This window comes from Chryseobacterium sp. SIMBA_029 (genome assembly GCF_046535275.1).
In the GTDB taxonomy this organism is placed as follows: Bacteria; Bacteroidota; Bacteroidia; order Flavobacteriales; family Weeksellaceae; genus Chryseobacterium.
In genome coordinates, this window is sequence record NZ_JAWRXA010000001.1 from 285,449 (window position 1) to 304,302 (window position 18,854).

General features: G+C 37.2%; 18 protein-coding genes. 7 read left to right on the forward strand and 11 right to left on the reverse strand.

The window, feature by feature from the left end; all coding sequences use genetic code 11:
• Window positions 1-101 precede the first annotated feature (101 nt).
• Window positions 102-1,949: a chloride channel protein gene (locus SB679_RS01390; protein ID WP_410700450.1), complete on the forward strand. Its 1,848-nt coding sequence runs from the start codon at window positions 102-104 to the stop codon at window positions 1,947-1,949.
• A gap of 69 nt (window positions 1,950-2,018) precedes the next feature.
• On the opposite strand, the gene SB679_RS01395 is transcribed toward SB679_RS01390, so the two are convergent.
• The 4 genes from SB679_RS01395 to SB679_RS01410 form a co-directional block, all read right to left on the reverse strand.
• Window positions 2,019-2,963, reverse strand: a complete 945-nt coding sequence (locus SB679_RS01395) for an aldo/keto reductase (protein ID WP_410700451.1) — start codon at window positions 2,961-2,963, stop codon at window positions 2,019-2,021.
• Window positions 2,964-3,219: 256 nt separating this feature from the next.
• The gene (locus SB679_RS01400) at window positions 3,220-4,119 is read right to left on the reverse strand and encodes a helix-turn-helix domain-containing protein (RefSeq protein WP_410700452.1); all 900 of its coding nucleotides are present in this window, start codon (window positions 4,117-4,119) and stop codon (window positions 3,220-3,222) included.
• A 16-nt stretch (window positions 4,120-4,135) separates the two neighbouring features.
• Window positions 4,136-5,134, reverse strand: a complete 999-nt coding sequence (locus tag SB679_RS01405; protein ID WP_410700453.1) for an aldo/keto reductase — start codon at window positions 5,132-5,134, stop codon at window positions 4,136-4,138.
• 165 nt (window positions 5,135-5,299) lie between these two features.
• Window positions 5,300-7,105: a hypothetical protein gene (locus tag SB679_RS01410; protein WP_410700454.1), complete on the reverse strand. Its 1,806-nt coding sequence runs from the start codon at window positions 7,103-7,105 to the stop codon at window positions 5,300-5,302.
• Window positions 7,106-7,360: 255 nt separating this feature from the next.
• Between SB679_RS01410 and SB679_RS01415 the strand changes: the two genes are divergently transcribed.
• The 6 genes from SB679_RS01415 to SB679_RS01440 are packed head-to-tail and all read left to right on the forward strand — an operon-like array spanning window position 7,361 to window position 12,035.
• Window positions 7,361-8,032: a MarR family winged helix-turn-helix transcriptional regulator gene (locus SB679_RS01415; protein WP_410700455.1), complete on the forward strand. Its 672-nt coding sequence runs from the start codon at window positions 7,361-7,363 to the stop codon at window positions 8,030-8,032.
• Window positions 8,033-8,035: 3 nt separating this feature from the next.
• Window positions 8,036-9,502: a phytoene desaturase family protein gene (locus tag SB679_RS01420; RefSeq protein WP_410700456.1), complete on the forward strand. Its 1,467-nt coding sequence runs from the start codon at window positions 8,036-8,038 to the stop codon at window positions 9,500-9,502.
• A gap of 11 nt (window positions 9,503-9,513) precedes the next feature.
• On the forward strand, window positions 9,514-10,350 hold the full coding sequence (locus SB679_RS01425) for a phytoene/squalene synthase family protein (protein WP_410700457.1): 837 nt from the start codon (window positions 9,514-9,516) through the stop codon (window positions 10,348-10,350).
• 36 nt (window positions 10,351-10,386) lie between these two features.
• The gene (locus SB679_RS01430; RefSeq protein WP_410700458.1) at window positions 10,387-10,851 is read left to right on the forward strand and encodes an SRPBCC family protein; all 465 of its coding nucleotides are present in this window, start codon (window positions 10,387-10,389) and stop codon (window positions 10,849-10,851) included.
• Window positions 10,852-10,856: 5 nt separating this feature from the next.
• The gene (locus SB679_RS01435) at window positions 10,857-11,315 is read left to right on the forward strand and encodes a beta-carotene hydroxylase (protein WP_410700459.1); all 459 of its coding nucleotides are present in this window, start codon (window positions 10,857-10,859) and stop codon (window positions 11,313-11,315) included.
• Entirely contained in the window at window positions 11,316-12,035 is a 720-nt protein-coding gene (locus SB679_RS01440) for a lycopene cyclase domain-containing protein (RefSeq protein WP_410700460.1), read from the forward strand. It begins immediately after the preceding gene.
• A 56-nt stretch (window positions 12,036-12,091) separates the two neighbouring features.
• Here SB679_RS01440 and SB679_RS01445 read toward each other — a convergent pair whose 3' ends face one another.
• The 7 genes from SB679_RS01445 to SB679_RS01475 form a co-directional block, all read right to left on the reverse strand.
• Complete coding sequence (locus SB679_RS01445; RefSeq protein WP_410700461.1) at window positions 12,092-12,544, reverse strand: low affinity iron permease family protein; 453 nt, start codon at window positions 12,542-12,544, stop codon at window positions 12,092-12,094.
• A 146-nt stretch (window positions 12,545-12,690) separates the two neighbouring features.
• Window positions 12,691-13,305: a hypothetical protein gene (locus SB679_RS01450; RefSeq protein ID WP_410700462.1), complete on the reverse strand. Its 615-nt coding sequence runs from the start codon at window positions 13,303-13,305 to the stop codon at window positions 12,691-12,693.
• A gap of 11 nt (window positions 13,306-13,316) precedes the next feature.
• Entirely contained in the window at window positions 13,317-13,976 is a 660-nt protein-coding gene (locus tag SB679_RS01455) for a DUF6766 family protein (RefSeq protein WP_410700463.1), read from the reverse strand.
• A gap of 39 nt (window positions 13,977-14,015) precedes the next feature.
• Entirely contained in the window at window positions 14,016-14,516 is a 501-nt protein-coding gene (locus SB679_RS01460) for a CinA family protein (protein WP_410700464.1), read from the reverse strand.
• A gap of 211 nt (window positions 14,517-14,727) precedes the next feature.
• Window positions 14,728-16,872, reverse strand: a complete 2,145-nt coding sequence (locus SB679_RS01465; RefSeq protein ID WP_410700465.1) for a catalase — start codon at window positions 16,870-16,872, stop codon at window positions 14,728-14,730.
• Between the two features lie 423 nt (window positions 16,873-17,295).
• Window positions 17,296-17,502, reverse strand: coding sequence for a hypothetical protein (locus tag SB679_RS01470; protein ID WP_410700466.1), 207 nt, complete (start codon window positions 17,500-17,502; stop codon window positions 17,296-17,298).
• A gap of 193 nt (window positions 17,503-17,695) precedes the next feature.
• Window positions 17,696-18,847: an efflux RND transporter periplasmic adaptor subunit gene (locus SB679_RS01475; RefSeq protein ID WP_410700467.1), complete on the reverse strand. Its 1,152-nt coding sequence runs from the start codon at window positions 18,845-18,847 to the stop codon at window positions 17,696-17,698.
• Window positions 18,848-18,854 lie beyond the last annotated feature (7 nt).

Below are 18,854 nucleotides of genomic sequence, written 5' to 3' on the forward strand. Positions count from 1 at the left end.
TTGGAAATATTCATATAACACAGTCATTTTATGATTCATGATATATTTCATAAATTTACGGAACTGTAACAATTCGGTGACAGCACTAAAATGATTCCCAGGTGAAAATTCACAATAAAAAAAAGTACCTGAGCTTTCTAAAGTTTAAACGAGACTTTCAGAAATATGGACTTGAAAAAGCGCGCAGTTATGAGCTTATCCTGCATTGGCTGAACAATAGGCTCAGCCGTAGCCAGTTCCTGGTTCTATCGGGAATTCTGGTGGGATGTACGGCCGGTCTTGCAGGAGTAATCCTGAAGACACTGGTGCATAATATTCATTATTTTATTACCCACAAGGTTCATTTTGAATATCAGATTTTATTCTATATTATTTTCCCGTTTTTAGGGATCGTCCTTACGACAAGTATCGTTCTTACCCTGTTTAAAGGACAGGACCGAAAAGGGATTGGTGCGATTTTATATGAAATTGCCCAGAATTCAAGTATTGTTGCTTCCGTTAAAATGTATTCTCAGGTTATTCAGAGTGCAATAACGGTTGGATTGGGAGGTTCGGCCGGACTGGAAAGTCCCATTGCGGTAACAGGAGCCGCGATAGGCTCTAATTATGCCCAAACCTATAGACTGAGTTATAAAGAAAGGACTCTATTATTGGCAGCAGGCGCTACAGCGGGGATTGCATCAGCATTTAACGCTCCTATTGCCGGAATTATGTTTGCTTTTGAGATTCTGCTGACAGGCGTTGTATTTACCGATTTTATTCCATTGGTGGTTGCCGCGGTCTGCGGAAGTCTTCTATCCAGGATATTGCTTCAGGAAGACGTCCTTTTCAGGTTTTATACCAGGGAAGCTTTCAATTATAAAAACGTGCCCTATTATTTAATATTAGGAATTGTAACCGGCTTATATGCCCGTTATTTCCTGGTAATTTCTCAAAAAGTTGAGCATTTTATTAAAGGGTTAAAACTTTCAAGGATGCGTAAAGCGATGTTTGGTGGTGCCGTATTATCACTGCTCTGCGTATTGTTTCCACCATTATTTGGTGAAGGATATGAGACCGTAAAAGCCTTTACGAATGGCAACACCTACTCTATTATTGAAAACAGTTTTTTCAGGTATTTTGAGATCGGAGACTGGACAGTGATTATATTTTTAGTTTTGGTATGCCTTTTAAAAGCTTTTGCCACTTCTTTTACGATTTTCAGTGGCGGAAACGGTGGGAATTTCGCTCCTTCTCTTTTTGCCGGCGGAACAGTGGGATATTTATTTGCATTGATTTGCCAGCATTTAGGATTTGCAGACGTTCCGGTGACTAATCTTGTGTTGGTAGGAATGGCAGGAGCAATGAGCGGTGTGCTGTATGCACCGTTAACGGCAATATTTCTGATTGCAGAATCCAGTTTTGGATACGACCTGTTCATTCCTTTAATGATCGTTTCCATTATGTCTTATCTGATTGCCAAATGGTTTTCTCCCATCTCTCCGGAATTGAAGTTTTTAGCCGATCAGGGGAAAATTTTCACCAATAAACATGATAACAATATTCTTTTCTTATTGCGGACCGAAGATTTTATTGATAAATATTCGGAGACCATCAGTGAAAACGCACCCGTTACAGAATTATTTGAACTTGTGAAAAATGGAAATAAAAATATTTTTGCCGTAGTCGATGAAGCTAAAAAGCTGAAAGGAATTCTAACATTAGATGATATACGCCCTTATCTTTTTAATAAAGAAATTGATTCCTCATTATCTGTTATTCATATTATGAAAGCACCTCCGGCCGTGGTTTATCCGGACTTTAAACCGTTGGAAATCCTTCAGATTTTTGATGATACCGGAGTTTGGAATCTCCCTGTCGTCAGTGAAACTAATGGTTTCATAGGATTTATTTCGAAATCGTCTATTTTGATGAGCTACAGACAGCTTTTGAAAGAGTATTCAGATTAATAAATAAAAAAATAAGCTGTCCCAATGGATAGCTTATTTTTTTATAAAAAGTTGATAATGTACTGTTCCTTAGTGGCTTGCGGTATTCAGAAGATCAAGATCTTCCTTGTCAAGAACAAGCTTCGGAGCATTGAAAAGTGTGGTAAGCTGGGATTTGCTGGTTGCACTTACAATAGGAGCTGTAATGAGTGGATTAGCCAAAAGCCAGGCTAATGCTGCGGCTCCCTGAGTTGTATTATGCTTCTCACTGATCTGATCTAAAGCTTTGATGACTTCCAGTCCTTTAGGATTAAGATATTTTCTAACCCCCTCACCTCGCTGACTTTTTGCCAGATCTTCTTCATTACGGTATTTCCCTGTTAAAAATCCGGCTGCCAAAGACCAGTACGGAAATACACTCAGGTTATACTCTTCCACCAGCGGAGCATAGTTTTTTTCAAAACCTTCCCTTTCCATTAAGTTGTAATGAGGCTGCAAAGCAACATACTTGGGAAGATTATGTTTTTCTGAAACTTCGAATGATTCTTTTAAGCGCTCAGGCGAAAGGTTGGAAGCCGCAATATAACGTACTTTTCCGGCTTTAATAATCTCATCATAAGCTGAAAGAGTTTCTTCTACAGGCGTTTTATGATCATCGAAATGGGTATAATAAATATCAATATGATCGGTTTGAAGCCTTTGTAATGATTCGTCTACTGACTGTAAAATATGTTTTTTGCTGATATCGAAACCATGTTCTTTAGTTTCCGAGCCTACTTTGGTGGCGATTACAAGATCCTTTCGGTTAGAACGGCTTTTCATCCATTTTCCGATGATCTCCTCCGACTGGCCTCCTTTTCCGTTCACCCACCATGAATAAGTATCTGCGGTATCTATGAAATTAAATCCTGCTTCTGTAAATTGATCCAGTATGTCAAAAGACTGCTTTTCATCCAGTGTCCATCCAAAAACATTTCCTCCAAAATTGATTGGCGCAATTGATAAATCGGTGTTTTTTATCCTTCTTTTTTCCATAAATAAAAGTTCTTTTTTGATCGTATGATTAGGATGCTTAGATAAGCATCATCATGAAATTAGGAAAGAATACCTCTTGTACTCTATTGTAAATTTAGGGAAAAATATGTTCACCGATACTGAAGATCTCTTTATTTAAGATAATATTAATAGTATAAGTGAATAAAAAAAGCAACCTCTATCGTGAGATTGCTTTTCTTTTTTTAACAGAAGTTTACCTATGATGGCATTTATTATATTGTTATAGAAAGCTTTCTTATCCACTAAAAACAGCCCGGAATTCCAACGGAGCCATATTGGTTTTCTTTTTAAAAAGCGTACTGAAAGACTGTGAATGTTCAAAACCCAGTTCGTAGGCAATTTCACTTACGGATAAACTGGTGGCTGACAATTTTTCCTTGGCTTTAGAGATCAACTTTTCATGGATGTGCTGCTGCGTATTCTGTCCCGTATGAATGCGCAATAAATCGCTGAGATAATTGGGTGAAAGGTTCATAGCAGCAGCTATATGCTGAACCGTTAAAAGTCCCTTTTCCGATGGCTGCTCACTATCGAAATAATCATTCAGGAAACGCTCAAATTTTGTCAGAAGCTGATGATTGCTGTTTTTACGGGTAATGAACTGCCGCTCGTAAAAACGGTTGGAGTAGTTAAGTAAAAGATCAATATGTGATAAAATAATTTCCTGCGTATGCCGGTCGATATGCTGGCACTCCTTATCTATTTTCTGAAGAATTTCAATGAGATCTTCCTCTTCTTCCGCAGATAAATGCAGCGCTTCATTCACGGCATAAGAGAAAAATCCGTATCCTGAGATCGTATTTGCCAGTGGATGTTTCAATAAAAAATCAGGATGGAAAATCAGAAGATATCCGGATCCACATTCCATATTGTGAAGATCCAGATACTGCACCTGATTGGGGGCGGTAAAACTAAGCACTCCTTTATCATAATCGTAATGCTGCTGGCCATATCGTATCTTACCCTTTGCATCCTTTTTTAGGGCGACACAGTAAAATCTGTTTACAAAACCCTTCCAGATATCATCTTCCAGAAAAATGGTTTGCGACAGGTTGATAACGCTTACCAGCGGATGCCGGGGTTCCGGCAGCGAGAGCAGGCGGTGAAAAGCAGAAACAGATGTGATGGCATTCATATTACAAATTTAAAGATTAATCTAACAGCCCCATGCTGAATTCATCATAAGGAGCACCAGTATCTGTTCCTAAAGGCACAATATTTTCCAGCTTTACAAGATCGGCTTCACTGAGCTGAATAGTTCCGGCCTCAATATTCTGTTCAAGATACTTTCTGCGTTTCGTACCCGGTATAGGAATAATCCCTTTAATGATGATCCAGGCCAGGGCCAATTGAGAAGAGGTTACTTCTTTTTCTTTTGCCATCGCTTCGATGGCCTCTACCAATTCAATATTCTTATGAAAATAAGCTTCCTGAAATCTCGGAATTCCTCTTCGGAAATCATTCTCGGGTAAATCGTCCAGGGAACGGATCTGCCCGGATAAAAAGCCACGGCCCAAAGGAGAATAGGCCACAAAACCGATTTCCAGTTCGCGGAGTGTTTGCAGCACTCCCCGTTCTTCTGCACTGCGCTCAAATAATGAATATTCACTTTGTACAGCAGTAATGGGATGCACAGCGTTGGCTCTTTTTACTGTTTCAGAAGAAACCTCTGATAATCCTATGTACCGTATTTTCCCTTCCTTTACCAGTTCTGCCATGGCTCCTACTGTTTCTTCGATTGGCGTATTTTTATCAAGGCGGTGCATATAATACAGGTCAATATAATCTGTTTTTAAATTTTTCAATGACCGTTCAACCGCTTTTTTTACATATTCTTTGCTGCCGTTAATAGCCCAGGTTACCGCATTGTTGTCATCAATTTCCCAACCGAATTTGGTTGCTACAATGTATTGACTACGGTTGTTACCCATTGCTTTTGCAATAAGCTGTTCGTTTTTTAATGGTCCGTACAGGTCTGCCGTATCCAAAAAAATTCCGCCCAGCTCAAAAGACCTGTGAATGGTAGCGATCGCTTCTTGTTCGTCTGCTTTCCCATACATATCACCGGCTTCAAAACCTGTCATTCCCATACAGCCTAATCCCAGATTTGGAACGATAAGGCCCTGATTTCCCAATGCAGTTGTTTTCATTTTTATATTGTTGATTTTTAATACTTCAAAATTGGTCAGAAATCATGAATTTCCTGTATGCAAAATCCTGAACAATGTATGTAAATCAAGGATATAGAATTTAGCATCAGTTATTATTGCAAAAAAATAACCTCCGGTACAGAGGTTATTCATCAATTAAAAATTCTATTTGTCAGCCTGCGGAATTTCAACAGCCGATAATTCTAGTTGATAATGATCTAACTGCATCCTGATCGTTTTCAAACCCACTTTAAAAAAGGAAGAAGCGGTAAACAGATTATGGTAATATTCTATGCCTTCCAACAGGTTTTTTTTGAATGCATTCCATTTTTTTGCTTGTGATGGGGTGATTGGAATGAATGAATCAGCGATTTCTTTTTTCAGATAATCAATATACATTTTCAATTCGTTGATGAACATATTCGGTCGTTCATGATCAGCAAGAATATTGGTATTTCCATAAATATGATTTACCATTTCAGACAGGGAGACTTCCTTGTCAAAAAATGCCAGATTAGGTCCCGGACAGATCACTACGCCTTGTTTCTCTCCTTTAATCGGTAAATCCTGTTCCATATAAGCTGCATTCACAAGACCTATGCATAAACATGCTTTCTCTGTGATTGCTGCCTTTCTTTTTTCATATTGTTCTGGTGTTATAGTATTGTCTTCCTTCAGCTCCTTTAATTTGATATCCTGGTATTTTTTGGAGGCCGTACATGTCCCTTTTGGAGAAAATTCTTTGCTTAATGCTAATAGTTTTTTAGGGCAGGAACTTCCGAATTTTTGATGGGCTGCCTTTTGCTGTTTCAATATTTCGTTGGAAGTGCCCCGTACTGAATTAAAAGGAACTCCCAGGGGCGAAATATTACTCAGATAAAAGTCCTCCTGTTTCGACTGTAAAAGCAGTTTTCGGGTTTCGGTATCTACGGAAGTGGCTTCGGGAACCAATAGAAAAGGGGAACCCCAGCCTACACTGTCCACATGGTAGTTTTCCAACAAGAAATCATGTTCCTCAGCGGTTCCTACTCCGCCCTGAACGGTAATTTTCATTTCCAGAGGTTCAGCAACAGCTGGTCTCCCCTTTTGCTCTAAAGCATTGATCATTAAAACATGCGCAGACTGTATGAGGTCATTTTTTTTCTGTTTGAACTCCTCCATGATTGGTCCCAGCAGCATTCCTTCTGTCGCGAAGGCATGTCCGCCGCAGTTTAATCCGGATTCTATCCGATATTCAGAAATCCAAAGTCCTTTTTTAGCCAGAAAATTTCCCTGTATCATAGCGGAGCGGAAATCACTCACTTTAAGAATGATTTTCTTTTTTAAAACCCCATTGGAGTCAGGAAAAAAATCATCAAATTCTTCGATATAGCTGTATAAACGCGGGTTCATTCCTGCAGAAAGAACCATTGAAGAAGACAATTTACTGTTGGCGAAACCACGCAATGAAGCATGAGCATCATTATACATCACAGGAAGCTGTTCATTCTTTCTGAAATTGTCTTTGTCTACTTTCGTCATAATGTTCACATCGATACTTCCGGGCTGTAAATTATCTTCGATAAAGCTTTTTATCGCCGTTCCCCAGTTGTCTTTCTGGGCAAGGATATTCTGGAGCCCGTTTTTGAGATCAGAAGTATTGGGAAGTATTCCGATGAAGTTTTTCAGGGTTTCCTTATTCTTTGTGATTTCCTGTTTGAATGCTTCGAATTTCTCATTGACGATATCATCCATCATATCCAGGTAATCAGTAATTCTTTTGGCCCTGTAATCTTCAGTTTTTGTGCTGATTCCTAAATAATCTAAATTAAATTTTTTAGCATAAAAGTCTTTCATCCTTTCTATAATCTCATCATCTATAATAGAAATAACGGAGGAAATGCCATATTGGGCGACACGGATCGGGCTGTCTATCGTATAGGCCAGCCCCATTACCGGAATGTGGAAATTGTGTAAAGGTTTATTTGTCATTTTTATTAATTAAAAATCTTGTTTACGGAGTTTTACTTGTAATAAAATTATCTTTTAAATAGTAATTATGCATTAAATACCTTATTTAATGTCGAAAATATGTTAAAAATCAGTTTTAATAGAATATTTTATACCATAACCTACTAAAATATACCAAAACAGTATATTTTAAAAAGTAGCAATGAATAATATTTGTATTTTAATATACTTTATATTTAATAATTAGTATATTTGTATACAATTAAAAAAGCAGTCATGAACTTTACTCTATTAAAAGAAGTTATCAATCTTCTGGAAAATTTTGATTCTGAAAATAAGAATGAAGCTTATCCTTCTACGTTGAAAGGGTTTACAACATGGATTGCTGATCAGGAAACCGATTCTGTGCACATCAATGAAGAAGCAGAATGGGAAGGAAAAGAAAACGGAAGAACTCCGGAAAGCGTGATTGCCACCTCTTTGGTACGCCTTAACCGGTATGCAAAAACCTACTCCAAGTCTGCTATTGCGGATTCTGATTTTACCACTCAGGAAGATTTTATTTACCTGATCAATCTCAAAGCATTTGGGGGAATGACTAAAATGGAGTTGATCAAGAAAAATATACATGACAAACCGGTAGGAATTCTGATCATCAACAGGCTGATCAAACAGGGCTGGGTGCAACAGACAGATTCAACGGTTGATAAAAGAACCAAGGTTATTGAAATTACAGAACCGGGAAAATCAGCATTGGAAGCTCAGATGAATAAGATTCGCCAGGCCACCCATATTGTTTCCGGTAACCTTACCCATTCCGAAAAGATGGATCTCATCCGTATCCTGAATAAGCTGGATCATTTCCACTCGCCTATTTTTTCGAGACATATTGAAACCAAAGATCTTATAGAAACCGTATATAAAGAATATTCATTTCAGAAAAACTAATTCATGAAAAAGAAAATAGCCATTATAGGATCCGGTTTTTCGGGATTATCAGCGGCGGCCTACTCTTCTCAGCAAGGTCATGAAGTGCATGTGTTTGAGAAAAACAGCAGCTTAGGCGGAAGAGCTCGGAAATTTACTACGGAAAATGGTTATGTATTCGATATGGGCCCAAGTTGGTATTGGATGCCTGATATTATTGAATCTTTTTTTGAGGATTTTGGCAGAAGAACATCCGATTTTTATGAGCTTGTTTCTCTTGATCCACAGTTTGAAATGGTTTTTTCAGATGGAATCATGGCTGTTCCTCAAAATTACGAGGCTATGAAAAACCTCTTTGAAGCAACAGAAACCGGAGCAGGAAAAAGGCTGGATGATTTTATGGAAGATGCCCGATATAAATATGAAGTCGGCATGAAAGATTTTGTGAATAAGCCCTGTCATTCCTGGATGGAATTTATATCTCCTACCATTGCAAAATCTGCATTAAAACTTGATCTGTTATCGAACTTTCATCGTTTTGTACGGAAATATTTTTCACATCCGAAGCTTATTATGCTGATGGAATTTCCGGTAATTTTTCTGGGAGCTGCACCTAAAGATATTCCTGCTTTATACAGCCTGATGAACTATGGCGGCTATAAGCTGGGAACCTGGTATCCGATGGGTGGATTTTCGAAGGTTATTGATGCGATGGCAGCAGTGGCAAAAGACCAGGGTGCTCAATTCCATTGCAATGCTCCGGTAGACCAGATTGTGATTAAAAATAAAAAAGCAACCTCCATTGTGGTGAATGATACTGAAATTGAATTTGATACAGTTATTGCTTCCTCAGACTATCATCATACGGAGAAACATATGCTTTCGGAGGAATATAGAAATTATACTGAAGATTACTGGAAAACGCGCACTTTTGCACCTTCCTGCCTTATTTATTATCTGGGGTTTAAGGAAAAAGTTCCTAATCTAAAGCATCATACATTGTTCTTTGAAAATAATCTGGATCTTCATACTCATGAAATTTATGAAGATAAAAAATGGCCTACACAGCCTTTATTTTATGTTTGCTGTCCTTCAAAAACAGATCCCGATCTGGCTCCGCAAAATTGTGAAAATATTTTCCTTTTAATGCCTGTAGCTACCGGAATTGAGGATCAGGAGGAAATCAGGGAGCATTATTTCCAGGAAATGATCGGCAGGCTTGAAAAGCATACCGGTACTTCTGATCTTATATCGAAGATTGATTATAAGAAAAGTTACTGTATTAAAGATTTTAAGGAAGATTACAACGCCTATGAAGGTAATGCCTACGGATTAGCCAATACGCTGAGCCAGACAGCCGTTTTAAAACCTTCATTAAAGAATAAAAAAATCAGCAACCTATTTTATACCGGACAATTAACGGTTCCTGGACCAGGAGTTCCACCGTCTATTATTTCGGGGAAAATTGCAGCCAACGAAGCCAATAAATAAAATGTATTTGTATGAAAAAACTATTTGACGATCTTTCTTATAAGATAAGTAAACAGACGACAAAGCAGTACAGCACCAGCTTTTCATTGGGGATTTTGGCTTTGTCACCAAAGATCAGAAATTCAATCTATGCCATCTATGGGTATGTACGACTCGCCGACGAAATTGTAGACAGCTTTCATGGATATGACAGAAAAACCCTGTTAATGAGATTTCGGGAACAGACGGTTCAGGCATTGGATGAAAAAATCTCTTTAAATCCTATTTTACAAGCTTTTCAGGAGACCATTCACAAATATGAGATTGATATACAATTGGTCAATCAGTTTTTGAACAGCATGCAAATGGATTTGCAGAAAATTGATTATGATTCTGATCTTTATAAAGAATATATTTTAGGATCTGCTGAAGTGGTCGGTTTGATGTGTTTACAGATCTTTGTGGATGGAAATAAGGAACAGTACCAAAGTTTAAAGCCTTCTGCTATGAAATTGGGTTCTGCTTTCCAGAAAGTTAATTTTCTCCGGGATATGAAGGATGATTATCAAATCCTGGGACGTACCTATTTTCCCAATGTAGACATTTCTTATTTTAACAATACGATTAAAGAACAGATTGAAAAAGAGATCTATGAAGAATTTCAGGAAGCGCTTGAAGGTATTAAAAAACTGCCTAATTCTTCAAGATTTGGAGTATATCTGGCCTACAAATACTATATTTCTTTGTTTGGAAAAATTAAAAGAACTCCGGCTAAAAAGATCATCAATCAACGGATCCGGATTTCCAACGGCAGAAAGTTTTCATTGATGATGAGCAGCTATCTGCAGTACAAAATATCTTATCTGTAAACTGATTACAGTAAGTAAAATTCAAAAAAAATTAAAATGGTACATCAGCTTAAACGCGAGCAGCAACTATATTGTAATCTGGAAACGGCATGGAAATTCTTTTCTTCTGCCAACAATCTTTCAGAGATTACGCCAAAGGATATGAATTTTATTGTCCGTACAAAACTGGAAGATGATGAAATCTATAAAGGAATGATCATCGATTACTATGTTTCGCCGTTATTGGGAATAAAAATGAAATGGCAGACGGAAATTAAACAGGTTTCTTTTCAAAAAAGTTTTACCGATTTCCAGAATAAAGGACCGTATAAATTATGGAATCATTTTCATGAATTTATCCCGAATGAAAAGGGCGTTCTGATGAAAGACACCATTGATTATGAGCTTCCAATGGGATTCCTGGGAGAAATAGCTCACGGGTTATTTGTAAAGAAAAAGCTTGAACATATTTTCGAATACCGTAATGCAGTATTGGAGAAATTATTTAATCAGAAAAAATAAAACATATGAATTTTTTAACGGTTTTAGTTACTTTTTTCGTGATGGAAGGAATGACCTGGTGCATTCATAAATACATCATGCATGGTTTTCTGTGGACGCTTCACAGGGATCATCATGACCACAGCAATGAAGGACATATGGAACGAAACGATTATTTTTTCGCCATTTTTGCGGTTCCAACTATTGCGCTGATGTATTACGGAACCATTCATAATTTTAATATCTACTTTTATATTTCTATTGGAATTACGTTGTATGGAATGGCTTATTTTTTCGTACATGATATTTTCATCCACCAGCGGTTTAAACTCCTTAGAGATACCCAAAATCCTTATCTGCTGGCCATAAGACGTGCTCATAAGCAGCATCATAAGCATATGGGAAAAGAAAGAGGAGAATGTTTTGGATTTCTGTGGGTTCCTATGAAATATTTCAGAATGTATTTTAATAAAAACAAGGCTTAGATGATGCAGCAATATACCTACCTCCTGATTAACTTTTTTACGGTAATCATCTGTTTTATCTTTTCATTTCACCCGAAAATCAAATTTAACAGACATTTCAAGGCATTTTTAGGAGCTTCCCTGATCGTTGCCGTATTTTTTGTTGTCTGGGATTCGTGGTTTACAAAAATTGGGGTATGGTGGTTTAATGACCATTATCTTATCGGAATACGGCTTTTGGGATTACCTATTGAAGAAATCTTATTTTTTATCTGCATTCCCTTTTCCTGTGTTTTTACTTATTATTGCCTGGATCAGTTTTTTAAACTGGATTGGAAGCCGCTCCCTGAAAAGATATTTGTCGTGATTTCTATACTCGCTTCTTTTTTTCTTGCCTTGTGGTTTTCTCCTTTAATTTATACTTTCATGACTTTCCTTACGACGGGATTAAGCCTGTTTATCTTATATTTTATTTTAAAAGTACGGTGGATTGGTAAGGCTTTGTTTATTTATTTTCTTTTGATGCCTGGATTTCTTGCTGTAAACGGAATTTTAACCGGAACAGGACTTGAATCTCCGATAGTCAATTATACCCCGGGGAAATTTCTCGGAATACGAATTCTCACCATTCCTGTTGAAGATACCGTATATGGATATGAAATGATACTTTGGAACCTGTATTTTTTCCAATGGTTTAAAAAAGAAAAGAATACGGAAGAAGATAAAACTTCATTGCTATAAAACATTTGGCTATTTTAATTCAGCGTTCCGTACTCATTGTACCACTAGCTTTTAGTCTATTTGTATCGAAGATTAGCGACAGGTTCTTCTTCTTCTTGAAGCAAGGTTGATTGATTAGTTTTCGTTTCTGCTTCTCTTTCTCTTTTCTTTCTGGGAAACTTTCCTAATCTTTCATACACTTTATGAAGCTCATCAAGTTCGTCTTCAGTAAGATCTTCGATGTCTACAATGGTGTTGCTCGCCTGTTCATGGGCAGCGATTAATTCATTTAGTTTTATCTGAATAGCTTTAGAATCCTTGTTCTGGGCTTTCTGGATAAGAAATACCATTAAAAAAGTAACGATGGTAGTTCCGGTATTGATAACCATCTGCCATGTTTCAGAAAACTTAAAAACAGGACCTGTAACCGCCCAAATCAGTACCAGAACACTTGCTGCTATAAATGCGCCCGCACTTCCTGTGAAACAAACCGCTTTGTCTGCGAATTTGTCAAAAAATTTCTTTTCCATAATAATTAATTGCTATATAGTGTAGTTTGAAAACTACTGAGATCATAAACAGTGACGAATTCACTACTTCTAAATTAGTGAATTAATTATATGAAAATTATGACTACACGCATAACGAGCCGAAAGTTTTGGTGCTTTTTTATAGATTAAAAATCTAAGAATCCATCAGTAAGTTTTTTCCATTGGATTTTAGAAAAACCGATCATTCCGCCGGCAGCAATGAATGAATTACGAATTATATCGAAAAAAGAAGCATTAAAATTAGGAGATTCATTTCTGCCGTAAATCCCTGCCTGAATAGCATTTCCATTTCTGGAAATGATGAAAGTAGAAGTTGCTTCAGGAGTGTAAAAATGAGCGATATGCCCGTTTCCATTTATACCTGGAATCTTCGAAGGGCGGCAGGTAATCATTAAGCTTTCGGACTTAGTTCCCGTCAGCGTCTGATCATCAATTTCTGTAATTTCTACCCAGTCAAATCCTTTTGCTTCCACATTACCGGGACCCGGGATATCAATTCTTATAAAATCACCCGGTTGGGGATTTCGCTCAACAGCTTTCCCTGATCCATCATACAGTCTGAAATCTGCAAAACCTTTTCCGCAGTATTTTTTCCATTGATGTACAGAAAGAAAACGTCTTTTTAAAACAGCAAATTTTTGAATGGCTGTTTCTGTATCATTACAAATTTTCCGGCTTTCCGTATCATGGAAACCGCCCTTTTCCTGTTCCGGAACTCCGGGAATGTGTTTAGGTTTCATGCTCTTACTATTTAATTTTCATCATGAGGAGTATCTACAGGTTTAGACTGCGGAGATCCTTTCTCACGAAGCCAGATAGAAAGGATAACTAAAGAGGCCACAGCCAGAAATTCGCTTTGCCAGTTCTGGAAAGACTCAAACCAAAACTGAGAGTCGACGATATATTCTTTCCATGTAATAACCGCTAATTTTTTATCGATCTGTTCCTCATTGTAATTATTCAGACTGCCTATAAAATGAAAAATAAAACTCAATACAAATAAAATTCCTAATGAAATAGAAAGTGAATGTTTATAGACAGATAAAATAAAGCCGCCTTTTTTTACCGGCCACGGTGCTTTTTCATGCGGAACAGGTTCTTTGTCGACCTCTTCTTTTTCACCGATAGCTTTCGATTCGGCAGATCCTTTTTGCCTTAAAATAACGGTGAGCAGCACATACATTCCCATTTGCAGGAATTCACTTTCCCAGTTTTCAAAAGTAGCCTGCATAAAATGAGGACTCAGAAAATAGCGGTAGAGAGTTAATGGCGGAAGCTGGTGCTCGGCCAGTTCATCATTTTTCACATGCCATCCGGTGATCAGCTGGCAAAAAAGGAATATGAAAAACAAACTGACAATCACAATGCTCAGTCCATTTTTATATAAAAAACTATTTTTCGAAATTGCCATTACTGACTGTTTAATGAGTTAGTATGAGGTTGTTGCTGTTTATTTTAAAATTGATACCTGATTGAGTTCACTTTTAAAGCAGCCCAGTATAAATTCTGCATAATACCACTGAGCATTCTCTGCTTGTGTTTTATGATGCAGCTCAATTTTTTTGGAAAGAATCACTTCATTTTTATATCCGATAGAGAAAAAGGAGAATAGGTTATATCCAGAGCTTCGAATTGGGGTTACAAATCCGGTAACGGCTATAGACCAGTCTGTAGAAAACAGTTTGGCAATACTTAATGCCATTTTATCTGCAATGGTTTGCGAAACGCCATCACATTCTTCGGCTTCTTTTCTGTCGATATTCAAAACTTTTACTTTTTCATCAACGGTATAAGTCGTCATTCCCCCTTTATAAAATAAGGAAGCATTCTGCATCTGAGAAAATGAAAACTGGAGAAGTCCGGAAGTTACACTTTCTGCTACTGAAATCGTTTCATTCGTTGCTAATAACGAATGGCTGATATAATCTAATAAATTCTGTTGAAGTTTCATGATAACACATATTAAATAGGATTTTTTAGTTCTGATATATTTTATAAGCTATAATGAAGGGGGAAAAATTCTTCATTACTTTTTTATAGATAAAGGAGGTTTCGATATTTAAAAAATTCTCATTGAGCATTTTTTGCAGATGCATCTGCTAATACCGAAACCACCTTTTCACATTATATTTCTAATCTTTAAACCAGATTTTTCAACGTATTTACGCCGGATTATTTCTTTCTTTTTCTAATTCCCATACTCTATGGCCTGCAATCGCTTTGACAAATGCATCGTCTGCATCCTTATGATCAGCAATAATGATTCCGGGATCATCATGTTTTTTATTTTTAATATTACTTGCATTAAAAATAGCCTCTGTTTCTTCTCCAAAATAAAGAGCCTTACAGTGTTTGTAAGCTTCATTAACGAATAATAAAGTTCCCGGAAGGTTATCTTCATTCATAAGCTGTGCGGTTGATTTTTTTCCGCTGCAGATATATAACGCATCAAAACAAACACTTGCTGTACTCGTCAGAGAATGTTTAGGTTCAAAAACAGTTCCGTCATCTGCGGTTACAGGGGCCAGACTTCCCGCAATAATTTGCACGGTTGCACCTTTTCCTTCCAGTTTGGATTGAAGCGCTTTAACATCAGCTGCTTTTACCCCATTTTCCATGATAAAACCAATTACACGGCTTTCGATGGTATTTTTCACGGTATTGGCCATGCTTAATGCTTCAGAACTTTTGGTAGCTGGTTCTTTTTCAGGGCTTTGTAACGTTTTTGGATCTGCATCTGCCGGAATACTTCCGTTAGGCTGGTCCAGGTGAGTTACTTTTACACCTACTTTTTTCGCAACAGCAGCAGCAAGATCTTTATTGATAAAAGCAAGCTGTCCCACTACTCTTTCACGGATCGCCAGAATAGTTACTTTGGAAAGTTCAAAAATAAGAGCATTCTGAAGATGCTGTTTTTCAGGACCGGACTGGCTATTGTAAAACAGTTTTGCCTGTGAATAATGATCCACAAAACTCTGGCTTCTCGCACGGATTTTCTGCCCGTCTACTCTTTCGTTATGAGTACTGAAACCTCCATCTTTCATCATGGCCTGAAACGGACACCCTCCGCCGATAGAATTGGGTTCATAGCTTACCTTTCCTTTTACAATTTGCTGACGCATATGCCCATCACGCTGGTTGTTGTGAACTGTATTGATCGATCTGTTGATTGGAATTTCATGGAAATTGGGAGATCCGAGCCTTGAAAGTTGAGTATCAGTATAAGAAAATAATCTTCCCTGTAATAGCGGATCATTGGTAAAATCAATACCGGGAACGAGATGTCCGGGATGGAAAGCAATCTGTTCCGTTTCTGCGAAGAAATTATCTGGATTTCTGTTAAGAGTTAAAGTTCCCACTATTTCTACAGGAACTTCTTCTTCAGGAATCAGTTTGGTAGGATCCAGCAGATCAAAATCAAATTTGTGCTCATCTTCTTCCGGAATCAGCTGTACCCCGAATTCCCATTCCGGGAAAGCTCCGTTTTCAATAGCTTCCCAAAGGTCTCTTCGATGGAAGTCTGAATCTTTTCCTGATATTTTAGTCGCTTCATCCCAGGCTACAGAATGGACTCCTAATTTGGGTTTGAAATGGAATTTAACAAAATGTACCGTTCCTTCACAGTTGATGAATTTAAAGGTATGGACCCCAAATCCTTCCATCATTCTCAAACTTCTTGGAATCGCTCTGTCGCTCATGGCCCACATAATCATGTGCATGCTTTCCGGCATCAAGGAAATAAAATCCCAAAATGTATCATGGGCTGAAGCAGCCTGTGGAATTGCGTTATCGGGTTCCGGTTTTACTGCATGAATAAGATCCGGGAATTTCATGGCATCCTGGATAAAGAATACAGGAATATTGTTGCCTACCAAATCATAATTGCCTTCTTCAGTATAAAATTTGATCGCGAAACCTCTTACATCACGGGCCAGATCTGTACTTCCGGCACTTCCTGCCACAGTAGAAAACCGTACAAAGACCGGAGTTTCTTTTCCGACTTCCTGTAAGAATTTGGCTTTCGTATATTTTTCAAGACTTTTGGTCATTTTAAAAACGCCATGAGCTCCTGAACCACGGGCGTGGACAATTCTTTCAGGGATTCTCTCGTGGTCAAAATGCGTGATTTTTTCTCTCAGGATAAAATCCTCCAATAAGCTTGGTCCTCTTTCTTCTGCCTTTAAGGAATCCTGATTATTATTAATTTTTAGTCCCTGATTGGTCGTCAGTTTCTGATCATTATTATCGGTAGTATGATCCTGAAGCTGGTTTACTTTTTCATTGGGTGGTAGTTTGCTATTTTTCATAGTGGTATCTTAATATTTGGGTGTTATATTTTTTATATAGATTACCTATCTCATTTAGAAACAGGTTGTAATGATCTTTGAGGATCAATATTTTATTTTAGGCTGAATACAGTTATATAATCATGTTATTAGTAGAACTGACAGGCTTTTATTATCTCTTTTCTACTGTTTTAAAAAAAGCAATAATATTTAACATATTTTATTAAATGTAAATTGTTTTATGAGTTTTGTTAAATATTTTTTAAAATTACTTTAATCGAAGTTATAAATATATAACTGTATATCCTATGACTGAAGTCATAAGAGTTTTAAAATATTGATTATTTATTTCGTTGTTAAAGCATTTATTCTGCGCTGCATATAAATATCAATCCGATTTCATTGTGTGTTGAAAACGGATTGATAAACTACAGATAAAATTGATTATCTGCTACTTTTCACTGAATCTAGGTGGTGTGACGTACTGTCACTATGTGAAATTTTCATGGTGTCTGAGCTGGCAGGAACATCGGTCGTCGTAGAATCGGTAATTATGGTATTCGTATTGGTCTTTTCAATTACCCTCTCTTTTTTCGTACAGCTCAGGACGATGAATCCCAAACTGAGAATTGATAAGATGATATTTTTCATGTACTTTCTATTTTGGCGTGAATCAAAAATAGATAAAAATGAATCCCCTATTTTATGACCATAATCATATATTGGAAGAGGTTTCTGTATTTGTTCAGTTTTTGAAGAACTATAAAATTATCTCTGAAATTCTAAAATAAAAAAGCCGCTCAAAGATTTTGAGCGGCTTTTTTGAGTGTCAGTAACAGAAATATTATTCTGCTTTATTTTTAAGCATCATCAGAAGGCTATAAGCTCCTTTATCAACGATTTTTTTATTCTTTAAGAAATCTGCTTTTGTAATCTCCGTAAACTGATCATCAGAAATACCAGTAGTTATAGGAATCATTTTATAAGTGTGCTTTCCCATATCTTCAAAAACATAATTTTTATTTTCGAAAGAAACTACTGCTTCATTAGGTAACCCCAGTGTATATCTGCTGTTGATGCTTACTTCTGCGTTCATATACATTCCCATGATATATTCAGAATTGGGTGCAGAAAGTTTTGCAATAGCAATGGATGAACCTCCGTTTTCAATGTTCGGAACAATGCTGATGATTTTTGCATTGGATTTTTTATCGGGATTCTGATTGGTGTACACTGCAATCTCCTGTCCTATTTTAAGATCGTTGACATCATTTTCAAAAACTTTTAATTCCAGTAATAATCCGGAAGGATTGATGAGTTCAAACAACGTATCGGACGGATTGATGTATTGCCCGTTACTCACCGAAATTTTACTCACAAAACCACTAAAAGGGGCATAAATATTAATGCGGCTTCTAATACTTCTTGAATTCAGGCCTTTTGCATTAATTCCGATAATTCTTAATTTCTCTTCCAGGCCTTTAAGGGTGGCATTCAAAGTAGAATAATCTGCCTGTGCGGTCTGCAATGTTTTATCACTACTTGCCTTGCTGGTATTCAGATCTTTTTGCCGGTTAAGGTTGAGACGGGCAGATTCAAGTTGTGCTTTTGTCACCAGATAATCCTGCTGAAGCTGAATGAACTGCGGATCTTCTACGACAGCCAATACCTGTCCTTTAGAGAAATGACTTCCGTTGATAACATTAATGGATTTGATATGCCCACCCATAATACTGGACAGCAGACTGATGTGTGAAGGGGCAATATTCACCTTACCGTTCAGCCTTACCAGCTTTAGCATATTTTTATTCTGAAGAGTTGTAGTGGTAAGTCCTGCCGTATTGAGCTGCTGTTCTGATAAGTGAACTGTATTCTGATCATTCTTGGAGGATTTTGTATTCTCATAAACGGTCTTTTCTTCTTCTTTTTTTCCTGAGCATGAAGACAAAACGGCTATGGTGATAAGACTGTATATTGATATTTTTTTGAAATACATTTTGCTT

What these genes read in the sequence shown, in the direction of transcription:
- SB679_RS01395 (WP_410700451.1), bottom strand. Translation starts at nt 2,963, where the DNA reads ATGGAAAAAAGAAGGATAAAAAACACCGATTTATCAATTGCGCCAATC.
- SB679_RS01415 (WP_410700455.1), top strand. Translation starts at nt 7,361, where the DNA reads ATGAACTTTACTCTATTAAAAGAAGTTATCAATCTTCTGGAAAATTTT.
- SB679_RS01435 (WP_410700459.1), top strand. Translation starts at nt 10,857, where the DNA reads ATGAATTTTTTAACGGTTTTAGTTACTTTTTTCGTGATGGAAGGAATG.
- SB679_RS01455 (WP_410700463.1), bottom strand. Translation starts at nt 13,976, where the DNA reads ATGGCAATTTCGAAAAATAGTTTTTTATATAAAAATGGACTGAGCATT.
- SB679_RS01400 (WP_410700452.1), bottom strand. Translation starts at nt 4,119, where the DNA reads ATGAATGCCATCACATCTGTTTCTGCTTTTCACCGCCTGCTCTCGCTG.
- SB679_RS01410 (WP_410700454.1), bottom strand. Translation starts at nt 7,105, where the DNA reads ATGACAAATAAACCTTTACACAATTTCCACATTCCGGTAATGGGGCTG.
- SB679_RS01460 (WP_410700464.1), bottom strand. Translation starts at nt 14,516, where the DNA reads ATGAAACTTCAACAGAATTTATTAGATTATATCAGCCATTCGTTATTA.
- SB679_RS01430 (WP_410700458.1), top strand. Translation starts at nt 10,387, where the DNA reads ATGGTACATCAGCTTAAACGCGAGCAGCAACTATATTGTAATCTGGAA.
- SB679_RS01475 (WP_410700467.1), bottom strand. Translation starts at nt 18,847, where the DNA reads ATGTATTTCAAAAAAATATCAATATACAGTCTTATCACCATAGCCGTT.
- SB679_RS01425 (WP_410700457.1), top strand. Translation starts at nt 9,514, where the DNA reads ATGAAAAAACTATTTGACGATCTTTCTTATAAGATAAGTAAACAGACG.
- SB679_RS01450 (WP_410700462.1), bottom strand. Translation starts at nt 13,305, where the DNA reads ATGAAACCTAAACACATTCCCGGAGTTCCGGAACAGGAAAAGGGCGGT.
- SB679_RS01465 (WP_410700465.1), bottom strand. Translation starts at nt 16,872, where the DNA reads ATGAAAAATAGCAAACTACCACCCAATGAAAAAGTAAACCAGCTTCAG.
- SB679_RS01440 (WP_410700460.1), top strand. Translation starts at nt 11,316, where the DNA reads ATGATGCAGCAATATACCTACCTCCTGATTAACTTTTTTACGGTAATC.
- SB679_RS01470 (WP_410700466.1), bottom strand. Translation starts at nt 17,502, where the DNA reads ATGAAAAATATCATCTTATCAATTCTCAGTTTGGGATTCATCGTCCTG.
- SB679_RS01405 (WP_410700453.1), bottom strand. Translation starts at nt 5,134, where the DNA reads ATGAAAACAACTGCATTGGGAAATCAGGGCCTTATCGTTCCAAATCTG.
- SB679_RS01420 (WP_410700456.1), top strand. Translation starts at nt 8,036, where the DNA reads ATGAAAAAGAAAATAGCCATTATAGGATCCGGTTTTTCGGGATTATCA.
- SB679_RS01445 (WP_410700461.1), bottom strand. Translation starts at nt 12,544, where the DNA reads ATGGAAAAGAAATTTTTTGACAAATTCGCAGACAAAGCGGTTTGTTTC.